Genomic DNA, 18,340 nt, shown 5'->3' on the forward strand with positions numbered 1-18,340 from the left:
TAAAAAATAATCAATTATTTACGCCCCCTCTTATTTTGCTCTTTTCCAAAGACATACACCAAGTCGCTACCTTCAGCAGTTAATTTACCATTGATATTTACAGCTTGATTACCACCAAATTTAAGATCATTAGAACTTACTATAGTACCAGACTGATTTGGCACAAATAATTCTTTGCCCCTCTCACCTACATAATAAGCTTTTCCAAAGTCAACATTACCACCTTCAGCCCTACTACCTCCAAACTTATCACCCATATTACTAGCACCACTTTTAATAGCACTTGATAAAGCTATCAAGGCTACACCAGCAGCAATTGCAACATAAGGATTAAGGGATTTTAAAGCAGCTTTAATACCTTGGATGGCTAAACCAGCAGCAATTGCCATCTTACCCAATTGCCCCATTACATCAGCCAAAGTTGTAAGTAAGGAAACACCTATACTACTTATATGAGCACTACCACTTATTACTTGTCCTAAAGCATCACCAAAAGAAGATAAACCATTTGCAATACCATTATTGATAATATCATTAAATCCATCAGTAAGCCTTTTAGCCATCTCATCAACTGTAGTTGCTAGTTGAATACCTTTGTTTTTGAGTTCCTCTAAGCTCTTGTTGAATTCCTTTAATTCAAGTGGTGGTAATTTTCTTTTGCCAACTCCAATTGCATCAATTATAGGATGACCACCATAAGCTATTGAAGATGTATTTGTATTAGTTGTTGGTGGTGTAATAGCTGGTGTTAAAACACTTGGAGTATCATCACCACCAGAAACTTCTTCTTTAGCCTTTTTAATTAATTTAATGTAATCACTAAGATTACCATTAGTGGCACTTAAACCATTAGCAATAGTATCAAATCCAAGTACATCAGCTATACCACTTATACCCCTTATAACAGTCCCAAAAACTGATAGTATTGATTCAAAAATGGTAAAATATAGTTCTTTGATAAAATTACCTACACTTTCAAATGCACCTTTAAAATCACCCTTAACAAGCTTTACAATAACATCAATGAAGGTACTTATATACTTTACAACAAGGGTTAATTGATTGATGACAATATTAAAGGTGGTCATTATAACCTCTCCTAACCAACTAAATATTTGTGTTATTTCATCACCGTACTTACTCCAAATGTCTTTTGCTGTATTGGTAAAAGTTTGAATTAATCGCCTAATATTGAATAATACATTTGACCATAATATCTTTAATTCATTCAAAAATTGAATACCATTACCAGTTGTAAAATACGCTACTATATCATCCCAATATTTGTAAATGAGATAAGCAGTAGCACCAACAGCAGCAGCAATACCAAGTACCGGTGCACTAATACCACCTATAAGAGGTATCAATATTTTGATTGCTCCAATTGAGCTACTAACCAATTTAATGATCTGTCCAAAGGCTAAAATCAATGGAGGGATTACAGTAAGCATTACACCAAAACCAGTTGCTATTGATTGTATGTTAGGTGATAGGTTATTAAAAGCATTTGAAAATTGATTTATTACTTCACTGGCTTTAATGATGTATGGGGTAAGATTTTCTGAAATTGTTACAAGAATCCCTTCTATACTACTTCTGATCTTACGCAATGCACCACCTAAACCACTATTCATAAGCTTTGCCATCCTATCAGCAGCACCATTACTATCTTCAATAGCTTCTTTTAATTCGTTAAATTTATCGGTTGGGGCATTCATCAAAGCTAGCAAACCACTCATTGCTTCTTGGCCACCTAACATAGCAGCCGTACTTGCTTTTTGTGCTGGTGTTAAATTGGCAAACTTACCCCTTAAATCTTCTACTATTTTGGTCAATGGCTTAATTGTGCCATCACTGTTAATTATTGAATAATTAAGTAGGTCTAAGGCTTTCTGGCTTTCCTTGGTTGGTTTAACCATTCTTGATAAAGTGGCTCTTAAAGCTGTTCCTGCTTGACTGGCTTTGATTCCGTTGTTAGCCATAGTGCCGAGCACCAATAAAGTATCTTCAACTTCAAAGTTTAATGCACCAGCAACGGGGGCTACATATCTAAAAGCATCACCAAGTTTAGTTACATCGGTATTAGCCCTAGCACTTGTAGTAGCCAAAATATCAGCCATTCTAGCACTATAACTAGCTTCTTTATTGAATGCTGATAGGCCATCAGTAAGAATATCACTAACAGTTGCTAAATCTTCACCACTAGAAGCAGCTAAATCCAATACACCTTTAACACCATCCATAATTTGGGTAGTGTTCCAACCAGCCAAAGCCATATATTGCATTGATTGGGTAACTTGGGTAGCACTAAAGCTTGTGTTAATTCCAAGCTCTTTAGCCTTTTTGGTAAGTTTTTCAATCTCATCACCAGTACTATTTGTTAATGCTTGCACACGTAACATACCATCACTGAATGAAGCACCAACAGCAGTAGCAATACCACCAACTAGGGCTAATGGGGCAGATACTTTAGTTGATATATCACCAGCTATTTTGTCGAGATTCCTTGAAAATCTGTTTAAATCTCGTTGTACACCACCTATAGCTTTTTGAAATTGGGTAGCATCTCCACCAATGGAAATTAAAATCTTACCTATATTTGAATTCACTTAGATTAAAAAATTTATCTAAAAAGTTATTATTATTAAAAGTTGAATTTCCTTCTCAATTCCTCTACTTCATCAACTGTTAATTGTCTGTATTTCTTCTTCTTAGTTTCCCAATTAAAGGGTATTAAAGAATCAATATCTTTGTTTTGTTGTGCTTTGTCTAAGTGTGGTTTGATTGAAAAATATGATATAAATCTAGCTAGATTATATTCGTGCTTTTTACGGTTTTCGAAGCCTATAATAAACTTTGAAAATTCAACTGGTGTAAGCTGGTAGTATTCATTGATATTCATTCCAGCTTCAAAAGCAAGTTCTAATGATATATCACTATCATTTATATCATCCTCTTCTAAATCTGAAGAAGAAGTACTATTTACTTCTCCTTCTTTTCGGTAAAAAAATCAGAAATTACTTTACCAGTTTTTTCATAAAAATCAGATACTGAAAGCTTATCAAGTTCATCTTCAAACTTTTCAAAAGTCTTGAATTCATTCTTTTGTTCTAAAAATCTGAATCCTTCACATACTCCTAAATAGATTAGATAACTTAATTCATCGGTTTTGATGTTAGCTAATTCAGTTAATCCTTTATTAAATTTCTTTTCAAACTGTACAATTACTCTTCTGTTGATCCTTACTGGAAATTCATTTTCATCTACTTTTAAATATTCTATCATTTTAAAATTGTTTATCATTAGTAAGTAGATTCATATCAATAAAAAAGGGCAATTACCTTGCAGTAACTACCCTTCACACTTAAACAAAAAACAAAATGAAAATTTTTAATTATACCACATCTTCAAATGTTAAACCGCCATCAATTTGCAAGGTAAATGATCCAGAAACTGTTTCATCCATTGCATATGAACCAGAAGCAGAAGATAAATAACCGCTTCCTTTGGCTATTCGGTCGCCCGTAGATGATCCCCCCAAAGCGAAGTCAACTAATACACCATCATAACACATTTCAATCAATTCGTGGCTTGATAAACTACCACTAGCATCTTGTAAAGACTCAATTGAGATACTACTAGTTACTCTCGTTGGAATATACCGCCTAATAGGTATACCATTACCATCTACAGTAGTTTTACTAGTAAACTCCCTCATTTCTTTCGTAATCTCTAAAGAGGCTGAAGTTTGCCCAGCTAATACAGTTTCAGTTGCACCAGTATCAGCATTATCTTTTATTTTTATAAGTATTTTATTGCTATCTTGATTATTCATTATTTCAAAAAATTATTTAATTCAATATTATTATTGTTGTTAATAATTAAAAAAATATCAATTGAAGGTTAGTAATTCGAAGTTGATATTTCTAAAATAAACCTCACTTGATTCTTCAAATTCATCAGTGTAAGAACTAAACCTAACCAAATCAATTATTACATTATCTTCTTCATCTGTAAAGCTTTTAAAATCAAGTAATTCTTTTAAAATTTTAACAGCATCAATTACTTGCTTATAGTCCTCACTAAACACATTAATCTTTAATAAATATCCATCTTGGAGGCTCTTAGAGGTCTTTGTATGATTTACATCTACTTGGTTAATTTGGTATAAAAGTATTGGTAATGGCTTACCTTCACTCCCAACCAAGGGAAAAATATTAGCTCCAAAAATATTACTTAATTCAGTTGAATTACTAAGTACATCGTATATTACTTCTTCTATTAACATTATAAACTATTCTCTTTGATAAACTTTAGTATATACTCATTAAAAGCTTTTCTAGCATCATCTGCTTTAGCTTCATAAGCTTTCCCCAAGAATGGATTAGCTTTAACACCTTTAACTTTTTTCACATATATCATTTGGCCGTTACTACCTTCAAATTTTAGTAGTTTATGGTTGGTAGCTACTCTGTCTTCAGTACCTAATTCAACTAAGTGATGTGCTGGACTATCTACATTTACAATCAAAGAAAACCCTTTGTAATACCTTCTATTAGCTAGTTTAACCTTGATCTTCTTTTTCATCAAACCGCTATCAACTGGCACATTCCTTTTAGCTTCCTTCTTGATTTCATTAGCACCTTTTCTTACGGCTTTTTTAATTACTTTATCTTCAACACCTTGATTAAGTTTTCTTAGTTTTTTAAGAATTAATCCACTATCTAAATCAACCTTAATCTTTGCCATTATCTATTGTTTTTTGATTGAGCTGTAATTTCTAAACCATCTTTATAACCTAATTCCTTTACTCCTTTGATATTGTATTCAACACCTTCAAATTCAATCAAATAACTAGTATTAATATTCTCATCATAATAGGTTTTAAATATTATTACATTAGATTCAATGAGTTGATTGTTTTCATATTTTTCACGGTTTTGCCATTGATACTTTGAAGCCCAAAAATCTTGGTAATGGGTTTTAGTCTTAATTATTTGGCCTACACTATTTTTTGATTCAGTGTAACTAAAAATTGATATTTTATATCTTAAATCTTCTAGGTGTATCATATAAACCTCACTTTCCTATATGGTTGTAAAAGTCTGTCAACCGTCTTATTAAGGTGAATTACTGTCTTACCAATTACAATACTACCCCTCAATAAATAAAGGTCTGTTAGTTGAAGTAAAGCAGCTTGTTTGATTGCAGTGGGGATATCATCAACATCTTCATAACCCTTCTTATAGGTTATTTCTATTCTAGTGTAATCACTTGGTAATTCTGAAAAAGTAATATATTCATCTGAATTTGAGTAAGTAAACCCACTTACTATTTCAGTAGAATTATCAAAAAATTTAACAGATTCAATTGCTACAATTGGTGAATTTGGGAACAAAATATTTTCATTTACTTCAACTTCTTCAAATATTGAAAAGGTATAAGATGTATCTACCAAATCCTTTTCCAATTCATTTTCAATAGTATCAGTAACCACATAAAGAAGACTGTTTAAATACAAATCTTCGTGAGTATGAAGAATTTTCAAATGTTCTTTAGCTTCATCTAGTGTTACAATAGATTGATTACTTTTCTTGGTTAATTTTGCAATCATTTAAAAAAATTACTTCTTAGCTTTTCTACCTCTTTTAACAGTTGGTTTTACGGCCTTTTCAATGTTATTTGTATTAATCGGTTCTCTAATAATTGACTCCTTATTAACTGCCTTTTCATTTGATTTATCATCAATAGCAGCAGTTTCAATTATTTCAACTTCATTATATTTTTTAATCACTTCTAATAGTTCTGGATTGATTTCTATTTCTTGATTTGCGAAATAACCAGACTTATTAAAAGGTTTAACTATCTTGATTTTCATATTATTAATTAAAAAATTATCAATAAAAAAAGGGTAATCGATTGACTACCCTTTAATATGGATTTTTTATACTTGATTATACTTATGCTATAATATCTTTTTGAACTGCTAAAGCCTCTGGATATTTGTTTTTGATATCGAAATAAGACCCGACATTAAGCACGGTTTTGCCCGATCCCGCTTGCGTATAAGGATCTATTAGGATTTCCACGGTTGACCACCCAGCTACAATTGTATTAGTAAAGTCTCCAAAAGCAGCAGCACTTAAATCAGTACCAGTACCTTTAGTAAGGTCGCTTGGAATTCTATTGGAAACAACATAATCAAAGCCTTCAATCTTATCATCTTCCAAAACAAATCTTTCGTTTGATGTACCTTTTTTTAGTTGCTTTAATGCTCCGTAAACATCCCAGTTGATTAGGAATTTAGCATTAGCCATATCAGCTTCAGATTTACCAACGGTTGAAATGTATGACATAATACCATCATAATCAATGGCCTTTCCATTAACATCACCAACAATCGCATTTACATCAGAAGAAGCTAACAAATCAGTGATGAATTTTTCATCCAAAGCTTTTTGAATAGATTTTTCAATCTCATTTCTCAAATAAGCTTCTACACTTTCACTAGATTGAATAAAAAGTTGATTACTTACATTCATTCTTGTAGCCAATCTATTTGGTCTTAATTCAACATTTCCAATTTCGTGATCAGAAGCAGAAACAGAAGCGTTTTCACCTACCCAACTAGAAGTTACTGAATTTCCTTTTGGCAAATCTACATTTGAAACTAATCCAAGCATACTAGAAGCCCCAACTTTATTCAATAACGACCCCTCAAATAAGCTTTCAATAATTCCACCCTTTTCAGTAGCTACAAGATTTCCACCTTTAGCACCACTATCTCCAGTTACACTAAAATCCCTTTGATAATTAGCTGGAATATAAACAGCATTAGCATTAGGGCTAACACCAGAATCCCTTACTTCTTTTTCACCTTGACTTTGAGCTTCACCATAAATACCATCTAATTTACCGCTTCTTACTGCATTAATATGACCAATGATTGAATACTTCTCTTTTGATCTAGTTTGGATGGATGGAACAGATTTACCAGCTTCACTTGCTTGTCTTGCTTCAAATGCTTCTACTTTTTCCGCTTGTGCAATATCATTTCTCAACTCTTCTGCTTCAGCAAATTTACTATCAAAAGATTCCTTTTCATCTTTGTTAAAATCTCTATTTTCTTGTTTAGCTGAATCTAAAAGTTGTTTAATTTCATTATCTAAATCAGCTAATTTTTTTCTAAGTTCTACACTTTTTTTCATCTATATTTAAAAAAATTATTTCTAAAAATTATTTATTATTATTAATTAAAAAGTAATCAATTAGATAATTGAGTTTTTCAATTGATTGTATTTAATAAGATATTTATAATTAAAATTATCTACCTTATCCAATTCTTTTTTTACTTCATCAAAATTCCTTACTGAAGTATCTTCATAGGCTGGATTAACAACTGGTGCTACATCTGCCAAAAGTTTAAAACTAGTAATAGTTCTTACATATTTATCATCTATCTTTTCCCATTTTTCACCATCTTCAGCAATTTGAAATGCAAATGATGATTTACTAACATCACCCCTTTTAACCGATAAATACAAGTCTTTATGATAACTAATATCCAAATCCAATTCACATTTATAAAATAGACCTTCATCATCTACCCTTACTTCAAGTGTGTTTGAAGATGATCTACCTAAAATGTAATCATCCTTATGATTGAATCTACATACTATATCATCCATCACAGTATTATCATTAATGGCTTCATTATGGATAGTTTCAAACCATCCTCCAAAATCTTTTGAAAGTGTGTTAAAGCGTAAAGCATACCCACTTATATAATACTTACCATCTTCTTCAATTGCTCTAAATTCAGTTTGAAAAGTTCTTATTTCATTATTCATTATTATTTAAAAAATTTACGTCTAAAAATTATTCTGCATCATCAGCTTTAGAATTATCTAAATTTGATTTTGCTTTGTTTTTCTCCATTAAGGATAACCAGTAATCATTGCTTAGATTTGAAGGTATTAGGTTTGAATGTATATAACCTTGACCATTGTAATCAATCGGTAAATCTTCTTTATCCCTAATTTCTTGTGGTGTGATGGCATTTAAATAAAAAAGCTCTTTGTAATATTCCGCCCTACTTTTTGAATCACCCCTTAATACTGCTTCAACATTGGCTTTGACATAGTACCCATTTACAATTTCACTTTTTGAAAGTAGTTTGTGTTTTAGCTCACTTTCAATTTTTGTGATTATTGGCAATAGGGTTTGTTTGTAATAATGAAGGTTTTGGATCTCTACATTAGAATAACTCGTTGAATAATCCCCTACAATAAATGGAGGTACATTAAGCATACTAGCTATTTCACTTTTTTCAAATTCCCTTGATTCTAAAAATTTGGTGTTTTCTGGACTTAAAGAAAAATTATTATCTAACTTCATTCCATCCTCTAGGAATAATATTCGCTTGCCATTCTTACCACTGAAATTATTAGATAACTCACTTCTTAACCTCTCTCTTTGTTTGTCATTCAAAGGCTTATCATAGGTTATTGTACCTCTAACACTTGAAGCTTCACCATTGTAAACATTGTTAGTATAGTTAGTAGCGTTAAGATTGATTTCAATATTTTTCCTAAAATTGCTTATCGGATCAATACCCAAATAACCAGCTCCAATATTTTTAAAATGAATTAAATCCTCATTTGCTATACTTTCATTACTATCAAATTTGAAGTATAACTTATTATTAAATATCACTGGCTCTACCACCGAATAGTTAACTATAATCAATTGACTAACATCACCCCTATTATCTCTTACTATCCTAGCAAATGCATTGCCCTTGATCATCATAATCAAAAGCATAGTATTGAAGAATTCAAATGATGTTTGATAGTCATTTGTCTTTTCCTTGATTAAAAAATGAATTGGGTTTTCCTTCTGCACCTCTTTGTTTTTATATAACTTAAAAGGTAATGAAGCAATGGTATTTGAAATTGAGTTTACGCCTTGGTAAAATGTAGAAATACTTAAAGCTGTAGAAGCATCTACAACAGCATTATTACTAATATCTTCAATTGATAATATTGCTGGATTGATTACTACTGAATTTGATAATATATTTTTAAAAAATGACATTCAATTTTTGATTACTAATATTTAATTAAAAATTTATCAATAGTCTTAGCTAACTCACTTACTAGTAAATGCTTATTGATTATATAATTGCTTATATCCTTTTCATTGGTTATAAAACATACTTCAATTAGTATAGTTGGTTTAGGTAAATTCAATATACCTATTCTCTTACGTGCTGATTGATTTTGCTTTTTTATCCCCCTACTTCTGGTATTAATACTATTACAAATAGTTCTTTTAATTTCAGTTGATAATTCTATTTCTGAATTAGTGGAATAATCCCTAATAAATACCTCTGTACCATTAGCAGCTTCACTTGCTGCATTAAAATGTAAATCAATAATCAAATCATTTTTTGAAGCTTTTTCATTCAACCAATTGATTACTTTACCTAAATCTTCATCATCATTATCTTTTATAATCCTTTTATTATCAATGTATTTTGATAATTCGATAAAAAGTAAATCCCTAAATTCTTTAGTTAAATCTGATTCAGTAAACTTTATTTCATTTCCTTTGATTGTATGACTGTATATAGCACCAGAATCTTTATTATGATGACCAGCGACTAAAAAAATCTTGTTAAACACTTACATCTTTTCGTTTGTATAATCTGTAATTTTCTTTTTGAGCTTGTTTAAAATGCTCAATGGCAAAAGCTTTAATTCTGTTAAATTTTCCCCTATACTAATAATATTACCCCCTAAAAAAATTGAATAAAAAATAGCAAATAAAGGATTGAAAATAATGGAGTAAACACCAGCAAATCTTAGTAAGGATAAGATTAATATGGCTGCTAACATTGTAAATAAAAACCTTGGAAACTTACGACTAGTAAGCACCTTATCTTTTATCTTATCAGCTTCTATTGGGTTTGATTCCTTTAGGTTACTGTATAGAATTGAATAATTAATTGCTTTGGCTATCCCAGTACAAAAATCAATGATATATACTATCATCAAAAAATAGATTGATTCTGTATAGTTATCGAAAAGGAAATTAAATACGGTATTTACCAAAATGAAGAACGGTATAACATACTTGATTACCCATTCATTGGTTATATGTTTGAATGTTTGGGTGATTAATTCACCTATACTATCATATCCAAAAAACATCTAGTTTAAAAAATTGAAATAAATATTATTAGTAGTAATTAATAGATTATCAATCTTTACAAAAAGAAAAAACCACCATCATTATAAGGGGATTTATTGTTTTCCTCATTAATTAAATCCTCGTTTTTATCAATATAATATTGACCTACAGCCATTACCAAAGCAACAGCATTATCAATTTTTTCCTTTGACCTCTCTTTACTCATCTTCACATTACCAGCATCATCTTTTACAATCTTGACATTACTAATTGTCCACTTCAACACGGGATTATTATTATGAAGAAGGTTCTTTTGTAAAATTAATGATTCACTTTTCTTAATTGCTGGTGACATAGATTTATAACCTTGGCCGAATGAAGTAAACTTTAATCCTTCTATTTCAAGCTTAGTAACCAGTTGATCAGCTCCCCATCTATCATAGGCAATATTTTTGATTTTAAACTTATCTGCTATTTCCATTATTTTATTGATGATAAAATCATCATCCCTAACCCTTAGATCAGTTAAATAAAGGTGGTTTTTCTTTGTTTTAGCCCATCCCAAAAATGCTTTACCCGAACTGATATTATCCTTTAATTTGGCACTCTCATAGGGCAAAAATGTATATGATAAGGTTTTGAATTTTCCGTTGTTTTGTGGGAATACCAATACAAAAGCATTTAAATCTCTATTGTTTGATAAATCAAGCCCAGCCCAACAATCCATTCCTAGTAAATCATCTTCATCATAATCAATATTATTAGCCATCCAATCTTGATTACTTACCCAAGCTTCTACACTATCTACCCAAATATTAAGATGTAATTGCTTATAGGTGTTTAGATAAGTTGGAATGGCTTTAGCCTTATTGATTTGCTCAATTATATATTCTTCCTTGATAGATTTACCAAAGCTAGGATTAGCCTTTTTTGCTGTTTCGATTGAAAAAGGATCATCATTTTCATCAGCTTCAAATATTACTGGTAAGAATGTTTCATCCTCAATAATTCCGTTTATTATCTTCTTGCTGTAATCGTATAGTTGATAACAAATATGATGTTTGTTGCTCCCAGCAGTACTTATACTGACTAAAAGGGGCTGGCTTCTCGCTCCCATTGAGGTCTTCAACACATCATATAATTCACCGTCTTTATGGCTGTGTACTTCATCTACCAAAGCAAATGATAGGTTAGCACCGTGAAGACTTCCAGCATCAGCACTTACCACTTTAAAAAAGGAATTTGATTTGCTGTATTCGATTGAATTTCTAAAAATTTTAAGGTGTTTTAAAAGCTCCGGTGAATTCTTAATCATCCCTCCTAAAATATCAAACGCAACTCTAGCCTGTTCCCTCGTGCTGGCTGCAAAATACCCTTCACCACCCTTTTCACCATCAGCCAAAATCATATAAAGGCTTATAGCAGAAGACAAAGTTGATTTACTATTCTTCCTTGGTATTAAAATAAAAGCCTCTCTATATTTCCTTAGATTGGTCTTTATTGACTTCCAACCGAATAAATTTTTAACAATTTCCTTTTCCCATTCCTGGAGAACATAAGGCTTACCAGCAAGATCCCCTTTTACGTGAGAACAAAAGCCCTCAATAAATCTTATTGCCCTATCAGCGGTATATTTATCAAAGTAATATTTGGATGTATCTATTTTGGAAAAATCAACAGTCAAAAAAATTAAAGCTTAAAAAATAAGTGTAATTAGTTATTGCTTAAAAAATCTTCTAATGAAACTCCCTTTTCTTCAATTGGTGCTGAAGCTATTTTTTGCCTATCGGCTGGATTTAAACCAAGTTTAGAAGATAAAGTAATAAAGTTTTTTAATGCATTATTTGCAATTGATAACCAAGGGCTAACCATTTCATAGGTACTACCATTCTTATTAGTACTTACTGTAACAGCACCATTCTTTTTGATCTTATATTGAGCTTCAATGTACTTTCCCCATTCCAAACTACAAGCACTTAATACTTCAATATCAGTATTGCTTAATACGCCCATTTGCGTAAGTTTTTGATACATACTTTGGAAGAATATTTTACCGTATCGATTTAAAAAAGTAGGAATTTTAATTTCAGAATTAGGAAGTAATTTATCTGGTTGCATTGAATTTTCAACAGATTTATTTTTTTCAAAAGTTCCTCTTTTTTGTTTTATTTCCAGCGGTATATGATTTCTTCCCATAATCTAATTTCTACTTTACCCCCTCCTATGAATTTTTCGAGTAAAAAAGTCTATCTCCACTAATACGGTTGTATAGCAATATTTAAAAATATTTTAAAGGGGGATACCCCTATTTTTCATTCGTAAATAATTTTAAAAAATTTACGCCCATCATCAATAAGAGTTGGTTATTAGTAAGTAAATACGTATCAATTTACGCCCAAAAAAGAAAGCCTAATTAAACCAATAACAACTGGATCAATTAGGCCATAATGCGCATATCATTATAAGACAAAATAAAAAAACAAAAAGTTATAAGTAATTAGAATGGTATCAATTACTTATTAAACTTTCTAAAAGCTGCAATCATTTGATAAAGGACTAAAGCGTAAATTAAATTATAAGCGAAATCAAAAAAGTAAATACCATTATGGAAAGTAAATTGTTTAAGAGAAACTAAAAAACTAAATGGAGAAAATATATTAGGTAATATTAATGAAGTATCCCAAATAGAATTAATTTGAGAAGTATATAACAAATAGGAAGTTGCTAAAGCAAAATGAAATCCTATCATACATATAATTATAGAGAAAGCTCTAAACCAATCTGTAACATAGTTATTTGTCACCTTATTAAACCATAGCACAAACTTTTCTTTTCTACTAGTATCTTTACTTTTACGTAATTCTTCAAACTCAAATGCCTTATATTTCTGATAAAGTGGCAAATTATCTTGTTTATTTGAAAAGGTCTTTAGAAATCTAAGAAATTCTATTTTATCACAATCATCATTAATTCGAATGGGAAAAATTTCTTTAAAATTTGAAATAACAACACCTTCCATTGATGAATTTACGTAATTAATATTATCAAATAAATGAAGAAAAGATGTTTTAATAATCACTTTATTAAGTAAAGAATCAATAATAGATAACTGCGATATTGAATCAATCTTAACATCATTAAATTCCACTTTATTTATAACAACAATCCCATTGAAATTTAAATATTTAATAGTTGATTGATTAACGATAATATTATCACATATACCCTCTAAACTTAAACGATTTATATATATTTTCTTTTCAAAGAGAAAATTTGTAGTATCAATAATTCTAAAATGATTAATCTTGTTTTTATGAATATCACTGGATAAATCAATCCTTCCATTAATAAAATTACAATCTTCAATAAAAAAATTATCTAAATTAGTTCCACCGCTTGAATAAGCTAGTAATTCATTCACTCTACATTTCACAAAATAAAGGTTTGTAACATCCTTTACATCAATAAACAAGGGATAATCAGAAACAGATTCAATTCCTTCAAAGGATATAGATTTATAAGGACAATCTTTTAAATCTATCCTTTTTATTTTAATATTTTGGATAACAAGTTCAAACTGATTATAAATGGAAAATTCGATGTTGGATATAATTGGTTTTTTATACATACTAAAAATACTAATCTCCTTAACATCACTAAAAGAAAACTGAATTGATTTAATATCCTTTATAACATTTATTTCTAATCTCCTAATTCTTAAATCATTTCCAAAATACAATGTTTGATTTTCATCAACCACATCAATATTTATTTCACTTGATTGTTCATCAATATCAAAATTTGATAAATTGTTTTCAAACCATAAATTATTATTAGCACCACGAAACTTGGCTCCATCCAAAAACTTACAATTAATAAACCTTACTTGCTTTCCAAAAAATTGTAAAAAAATACCAGTGGTAAAAACGATATTAACAAACTTAATATTTCTTCCAATTTTTTCATATAATTCATAATCCAATTTGGTATGGCTAGTATCAGAATTTTTAAAAACGTACCAACCCGATTCTAACGAAAAATCATCAATAGAAATACCCATAATATTTTACTTGTTAAATTTTCTAAAAGCAGCAATCATTTGATAAATCAGATATCCAAATAAAACTTTATATCCATAATCAATAAGAAATATACCATCTAATCTAAATTTACTTTTCAATTTTGGATCTATATCTGAAGATGATAAAAATTTGATAGGTGTTAGAAAGTATTCTGGTGAATGAATGAATAAGGAATATATTTCTTGACTACCATATTTGTTAGATAAAAAGGATAAATAGCCAAATAAGATAATGATTATCCAACAAATTGATCTAATAGGGTTATTGGAATGATCATTACTTAAGTAATTGGTAAATTGAATAAACCAATCCATTAGGTTAAACTTAGTTTTCCTAGAAAACAACATCTCATTATATTCATCTCTTTTGTATTTATGATATAAGTTTATATCTGTTTCCTTATGCGCATAGGTTTTCAAAAAACGCAAAAAGCCCACTTTATCAAATCTTACCCTTCTGTCTCCTTTAATTATTGAAATTATATTTCTTACATTATACATAAAGTCATATTTCTTACTAATTAGAGTTTTAATTTCTCCCTTCTTTCTAATTCTATCACTTATTATTGGTTTAAAATCAATAAGTTTAATATCTCCAATAGAAGAATTATAAATTTCTATAGATTTAAAAGAATGAAGAAAAGAAGGCTTAAATACAACGTTATCTAATCTAGAATCAGTAATAACAAGTTTAGAATCACCAATAATATCAATATTCTGAAATTCGAAAGTATCATAAGAATAAAATGACTCAAATTCCAGTGTAGAAAACTTATAATATCTAAGATTATATTTATTGTAGAACGATTCTGAAATTTTAATATGATGAATAAAACATTGAGTAATAAAAAAATTTATATCACCACTAATATATACATTTCTTATTTCATTAACTCCTTTTAAAAAAATATTTATTTTTTTACTATTAGAATCTCCAATACTAACAAAATCAACCGATTGATTATTATCGCAAAAATTATTAATAAAAATTTGATTTGGAAAATGAACGGACTGTATTGTTATATCTAAAAGATCAGAAAACCTAAAACTTAAATCCTTGTCAATATTATTAACAATTGTTAAGTCCACTAGTGTTAAGGTAGTAAGACTTAACTCTGGTAAATAAAAGTAGTTTGTTTTCAAATTACTAATTGAAAAACATCTTATTTCTTGGTTTGAAATATCTATATTCTCACAAAAATATTGATCTTTATAACTCCCCAATATAGAAAGTGAAAATAACTTTACTTCATTAGTAATCTTTATAGTTTTTATATCTGACCCAATTGAAATATTTAATTCATTAACATTCCAAGTATTATCTAGAATAATATCATCATAATAATTTTTAATTAAAAATAGAGTTGAATTTTCTTCATTAATATCAAAAAATTCAAAATTATCATCAATAAATATTATATTATTATCACCTTTTAATGAAGCACCAAATCTACAAGAAATAAACTTAATCGTTTTATTTTTAAACTTTAAGCAAGCTATTTCAATTTCTCTTGAAAAGGTAACATTTTTAAATTCAATAATTTTGATTTTTCTTTCGTCTAACAATTCATTAAAGGAATTATCAATATACGTGAAATTGAAAATATCTTTATTGAAAGTGCAAGTATCACCATTAATATTAAACTCCCTAACTGATAAAGCAGCCATAATATTTTATTTATGAAATTTCCTAAAAGCTGCAATCATTTGAAAAAATAATGCACCTATAAAGAATTTATATACAACATCAATTACATAATACCAAGATGGAAATACATAACCATTTAAAGTATTTAAGTACTTAACTGGACTAATAAATATATATGCATTTTGATATATAAGATCATAATCAGTTATTTGATTAGTACCTATTAAATGGGATGATAAAAAATAAAAATATGCTAATATCAAAACACTTATACATCCCAATGCTCTAAACCAACTAGTTGTATGATTATTAGTTATACAATTAAATAATAAATTAAACCACTCAAATAGATTAACCCCTTTATATTCTCTTAAGGTATAATTATATTCTAATGCCCTATATTTCTGGAATAAATTTAAATCCCCCTCTTCATCAGCTAGTTTTTTCAAGAATCTTACAAAATCAATTCTATCAAGCCTATATTTCTTTTTCCCTAAAACACTATTGTAATCACTTTTAGATTCAATATATCTACCTTTAACTTTTTCAAAACTAACTATATTTATACCATTAAATTTGGATTGAAAGTTTTCAATTGAATTAAACCTATGTAAAAATGAAGGATTAATAATTACCTTATTAAATAATGATTTATATATAATTAATTTAGATTTTTTAATTACATCTACATCCTTAAAAGTAAATTCTTCAGTAGTAGAAAAGTTATCAAATGTTAGATTACCGATTGTAGCACCTTCAATATTTATTTCTTTGGTAAATTTATTTTTAAGTACCAGTGAATTATAAGTATTTTGCTGAAGATCAAATGTACAATCGTTTTCTATATTTAGTTTATTTACAGTAACAAGATCACATTTACCACCTTTTCCTTCTTGCCCAATACTAAGTTCATTAAACTTACTTTCAGCAAATGATATTGATTCAACAGTAGTTTTATCTTTAAAGAAAAAGTAAACATTTTCAAAGGTAGATTTAGAAGATTTAAATGAATTGATTCCAGAAACTCTTAAGGCTAAATCACGATCCTTATTTGGATTAACAATACCAGCAAGGTTATCCGATCTAAAAACACAATCCTCTATACAAATATCATTGTATTTTTTATACTTAAATTCTACCCGTCCAATATGGCAACCATTAAATTTAATATTTGGAGAATTTTCACATTCAAAACTGATTAAATCAATAAAATAGTTTTTATTATTACCAGAAATAACAAATTCATTAACTCCATCACTTATTGAAGAAATAGCTACTGATTTCTTAACATCAACAAGAATACTTTTACTATAAATAAATTTATCAAATGAAATTACTTCTCTATTTTTTCCGTTTATTTCCGTAAAATAAAATTTAAATTCACTATTAATTTCTTTAATATTATTAATTTTTAAAGAATATGTACAGTCATTAAAAACAACTTTATTTTTATCTCCAATAAAATTAAATCCCTTATTAAATCGACATTGATTAAATTTTATAGTGGTATCCTTAAATTCAAACTTTAATTCATTTACAAAAGTCACATTTTCAAACAGAATTTCCTTCCCCTTAAAATGAGCAAAAACTTCATCGCTAAACCCAATTTGATGTGTATTCCTCGGATTAAATTTATTCTCAGTTAAATTAAATTGGTTGAGTGTAATTAGGTTATGATTAACAGCCATATATTCAAAAATTAGTTACAAAAGGCATAATTTACGCATAATCACCAATAAGCAAAAAAGACCAGTAAACATTTACCAGTCTAAAAAAATAAAATAAAAACAAAAAATAATATGTTATATCACCTATATAGCTTATTTATAGGTCATTATACCATTAATTTCTTTATCGCACAGATAGAAGTATTGAATAGCAGTTTTGTAGCTAATCCCCAGCCTAGCAAAGATTTCATTATAATTCCACCCTTTTAATCTTAGGTAGTATACCTTCCATCTAGTAATGTTCTTTCCTCTACTGTAATATTGCCTAAATACATAGGTTTTAAGGGTGCTATAAAGCTCTGAAACTTGATGATCATTGTTAGTATCATCTGCTTCATCCGTAAGCTTATAGGTGATGTTTGGGCTTAATTCGTATTGGTTCTGGTGGATGGCCTTGTAAAAAGTAACTGATTGATTAAAAACAATTCCTTTTATATAGTTCTTTAGGGTATCATTAAGTTCATTATTGATTAAGTTCTTTTCGCACAGGATCATTAATACATTTTGCACTACATCTTCAATATCATTCTTGTGTTTGATTCTATTGGTAATTTTGTTTACATAGTTATAAATATTTTGATTCATTTTTCATATTATAAATTATTTAAGTGTTATTAATCAATTTGTAATTTCTCTCTTTTTATTTTTTATTTAAGTTTAATTTTTGCTTCATTTATAAATACTTTGCTT

At 28.8% G+C, this 18,340-nt stretch carries 19 protein-coding genes; all 19 read right to left on the reverse strand.

Annotated features, from left to right (window positions below):
• Window positions 1–14 precede the first annotated feature (14 nt).
• The 19 genes from KMW37_RS16985 to KMW37_RS17075 all read right to left on the reverse strand — a co-directional run bounded on the left by KMW37_RS16985 (window position 15) and on the right by KMW37_RS17075 (window position 18,235).
• Window positions 15–2,609: a phage tail tape measure protein gene (locus KMW37_RS16985; RefSeq protein ID WP_215225853.1), complete on the reverse strand. Its 2,595-nt coding sequence runs from the start codon at window positions 2,607–2,609 to the stop codon at window positions 15–17.
• Window positions 2,610–2,982: 373 nt separating this feature from the next.
• Entirely contained in the window at window positions 2,983–3,285 is a 303-nt protein-coding gene (locus KMW37_RS16990) for a hypothetical protein (RefSeq protein WP_215225854.1), read from the reverse strand.
• A 109-nt stretch (window positions 3,286–3,394) separates the two neighbouring features.
• Window positions 3,395–3,835 (reverse strand): phage tail tube protein, encoded by a 441-nt coding sequence (locus KMW37_RS16995; RefSeq protein ID WP_215225855.1) that lies wholly within the window; start codon window positions 3,833–3,835, stop codon window positions 3,395–3,397.
• Between the two features lie 57 nt (window positions 3,836–3,892).
• Window positions 3,893–4,288: a hypothetical protein gene (locus KMW37_RS17000; protein WP_215225856.1), complete on the reverse strand. Its 396-nt coding sequence runs from the start codon at window positions 4,286–4,288 to the stop codon at window positions 3,893–3,895.
• Window positions 4,288–4,749 (reverse strand): HK97-gp10 family putative phage morphogenesis protein, encoded by a 462-nt coding sequence (locus KMW37_RS17005; protein WP_215225857.1) that lies wholly within the window; start codon window positions 4,747–4,749, stop codon window positions 4,288–4,290. The genes KMW37_RS17000 and KMW37_RS17005 overlap by 1 nt, the downstream gene beginning before the upstream one ends.
• Entirely contained in the window at window positions 4,749–5,072 is a 324-nt protein-coding gene (locus tag KMW37_RS17010) for a phage head closure protein (RefSeq protein WP_215225858.1), read from the reverse strand. The genes KMW37_RS17005 and KMW37_RS17010 overlap by 1 nt, the downstream gene beginning before the upstream one ends.
• Complete coding sequence (locus KMW37_RS17015; protein WP_215225859.1) at window positions 5,069–5,614, reverse strand: head-tail connector protein; 546 nt, start codon at window positions 5,612–5,614, stop codon at window positions 5,069–5,071. Before KMW37_RS17015 ends, KMW37_RS17010 begins: the two co-directional genes overlap by 4 nt.
• A gap of 9 nt (window positions 5,615–5,623) precedes the next feature.
• Window positions 5,624–5,878, reverse strand: a complete 255-nt coding sequence (locus tag KMW37_RS17020; protein ID WP_215225860.1) for a hypothetical protein — start codon at window positions 5,876–5,878, stop codon at window positions 5,624–5,626.
• Window positions 5,879–5,960: 82 nt separating this feature from the next.
• Window positions 5,961–7,208 carry a phage major capsid protein gene (locus tag KMW37_RS17025; protein ID WP_215225861.1) on the reverse strand — a complete coding sequence of 416 codons (1,248 nt, stop codon included), beginning with the start codon at window positions 7,206–7,208 and terminating at the stop codon, window positions 5,961–5,963.
• Window positions 7,209–7,268: 60 nt separating this feature from the next.
• Window positions 7,269–7,850, reverse strand: coding sequence for an HK97 family phage prohead protease (locus tag KMW37_RS17030; protein ID WP_215225862.1), 582 nt, complete (start codon window positions 7,848–7,850; stop codon window positions 7,269–7,271).
• 28 nt (window positions 7,851–7,878) lie between these two features.
• Window positions 7,879–9,096 carry a phage portal protein gene (locus KMW37_RS17035; protein WP_215225863.1) on the reverse strand — a complete coding sequence of 406 codons (1,218 nt, stop codon included), beginning with the start codon at window positions 9,094–9,096 and terminating at the stop codon, window positions 7,879–7,881.
• A 14-nt stretch (window positions 9,097–9,110) separates the two neighbouring features.
• Window positions 9,111–9,686, reverse strand: a complete 576-nt coding sequence (locus tag KMW37_RS17040) for an N-acetylmuramoyl-L-alanine amidase (RefSeq protein WP_215225864.1) — start codon at window positions 9,684–9,686, stop codon at window positions 9,111–9,113.
• Complete coding sequence (locus tag KMW37_RS17045) at window positions 9,687–10,214, reverse strand: phage holin family protein (RefSeq protein WP_215225865.1); 528 nt, start codon at window positions 10,212–10,214, stop codon at window positions 9,687–9,689.
• A gap of 56 nt (window positions 10,215–10,270) precedes the next feature.
• On the reverse strand, window positions 10,271–11,878 hold the full coding sequence (locus KMW37_RS17050; protein WP_215225866.1) for a terminase large subunit: 1,608 nt from the start codon (window positions 11,876–11,878) through the stop codon (window positions 10,271–10,273).
• 29 nt (window positions 11,879–11,907) lie between these two features.
• Window positions 11,908–12,390, reverse strand: a complete 483-nt coding sequence (locus KMW37_RS17055) for a phage terminase small subunit P27 family (protein WP_215225867.1) — start codon at window positions 12,388–12,390, stop codon at window positions 11,908–11,910.
• Between the two features lie 316 nt (window positions 12,391–12,706).
• A complete protein-coding gene (locus KMW37_RS17060) occupies window positions 12,707–14,254 on the reverse strand; it encodes a hypothetical protein (protein ID WP_215225868.1) in 1,548 nt (515 codons plus the stop codon).
• A gap of 6 nt (window positions 14,255–14,260) precedes the next feature.
• Entirely contained in the window at window positions 14,261–15,943 is a 1,683-nt protein-coding gene (locus tag KMW37_RS17065; protein WP_215225869.1) for a hypothetical protein, read from the reverse strand.
• A gap of 6 nt (window positions 15,944–15,949) precedes the next feature.
• Window positions 15,950–17,611, reverse strand: coding sequence for a hypothetical protein (locus tag KMW37_RS17070; protein WP_215225870.1), 1,662 nt, complete (start codon window positions 17,609–17,611; stop codon window positions 15,950–15,952).
• Between the two features lie 132 nt (window positions 17,612–17,743).
• The gene (locus KMW37_RS17075; protein ID WP_215225871.1) at window positions 17,744–18,235 is read right to left on the reverse strand and encodes an RNA polymerase sigma factor; all 492 of its coding nucleotides are present in this window, start codon (window positions 18,233–18,235) and stop codon (window positions 17,744–17,746) included.
• Window positions 18,236–18,340 lie beyond the last annotated feature (105 nt).

The organism is Echinicola shivajiensis, assembly GCF_018642165.1.
Lineage (GTDB): Bacteria > Bacteroidota > Bacteroidia > Cytophagales > Cyclobacteriaceae > Echinicola > Echinicola shivajiensis.

Excerpts from the sequence above, each read along its gene's own strand:
- KMW37_RS17035 (WP_215225863.1), bottom strand. The coding sequence starts at position 9,096 with ATGTCATTTTTTAAAAATATATTATCAAATTCAGTAGTAATCAATCCA.
- KMW37_RS17075 (WP_215225871.1), bottom strand. The coding sequence starts at position 18,235 with ATGAATCAAAATATTTATAACTATGTAAACAAAATTACCAATAGAATC.
- KMW37_RS17045 (WP_215225865.1), bottom strand. The coding sequence starts at position 10,214 with ATGTTTTTTGGATATGATAGTATAGGTGAATTAATCACCCAAACATTC.
- KMW37_RS16990 (WP_215225854.1), bottom strand. The coding sequence starts at position 3,285 with ATGATAGAATATTTAAAAGTAGATGAAAATGAATTTCCAGTAAGGATC.
- KMW37_RS16995 (WP_215225855.1), bottom strand. The coding sequence starts at position 3,835 with ATGAATAATCAAGATAGCAATAAAATACTTATAAAAATAAAAGATAAT.
- KMW37_RS17020 (WP_215225860.1), bottom strand. The coding sequence starts at position 5,878 with ATGAAAATCAAGATAGTTAAACCTTTTAATAAGTCTGGTTATTTCGCA.
- KMW37_RS17060 (WP_215225868.1), bottom strand. The coding sequence starts at position 14,254 with ATGGGTATTTCTATTGATGATTTTTCGTTAGAATCGGGTTGGTACGTT.
- KMW37_RS17005 (WP_215225857.1), bottom strand. The coding sequence starts at position 4,749 with ATGGCAAAGATTAAGGTTGATTTAGATAGTGGATTAATTCTTAAAAAA.
- KMW37_RS17010 (WP_215225858.1), bottom strand. The coding sequence starts at position 5,072 with ATGATACACCTAGAAGATTTAAGATATAAAATATCAATTTTTAGTTAC.
- KMW37_RS17065 (WP_215225869.1), bottom strand. The coding sequence starts at position 15,943 with ATGGCTGCTTTATCAGTTAGGGAGTTTAATATTAATGGTGATACTTGC.
- KMW37_RS17030 (WP_215225862.1), bottom strand. The coding sequence starts at position 7,850 with ATGAATAATGAAATAAGAACTTTTCAAACTGAATTTAGAGCAATTGAA.
- KMW37_RS17055 (WP_215225867.1), bottom strand. The coding sequence starts at position 12,390 with ATGGGAAGAAATCATATACCGCTGGAAATAAAACAAAAAAGAGGAACT.
- KMW37_RS17025 (WP_215225861.1), bottom strand. The coding sequence starts at position 7,208 with ATGAAAAAAAGTGTAGAACTTAGAAAAAAATTAGCTGATTTAGATAAT.
- KMW37_RS17000 (WP_215225856.1), bottom strand. The coding sequence starts at position 4,288 with ATGTTAATAGAAGAAGTAATATACGATGTACTTAGTAATTCAACTGAA.
- KMW37_RS17015 (WP_215225859.1), bottom strand. The coding sequence starts at position 5,614 with ATGATTGCAAAATTAACCAAGAAAAGTAATCAATCTATTGTAACACTA.
- KMW37_RS17070 (WP_215225870.1), bottom strand. The coding sequence starts at position 17,611 with ATGGCTGTTAATCATAACCTAATTACACTCAACCAATTTAATTTAACT.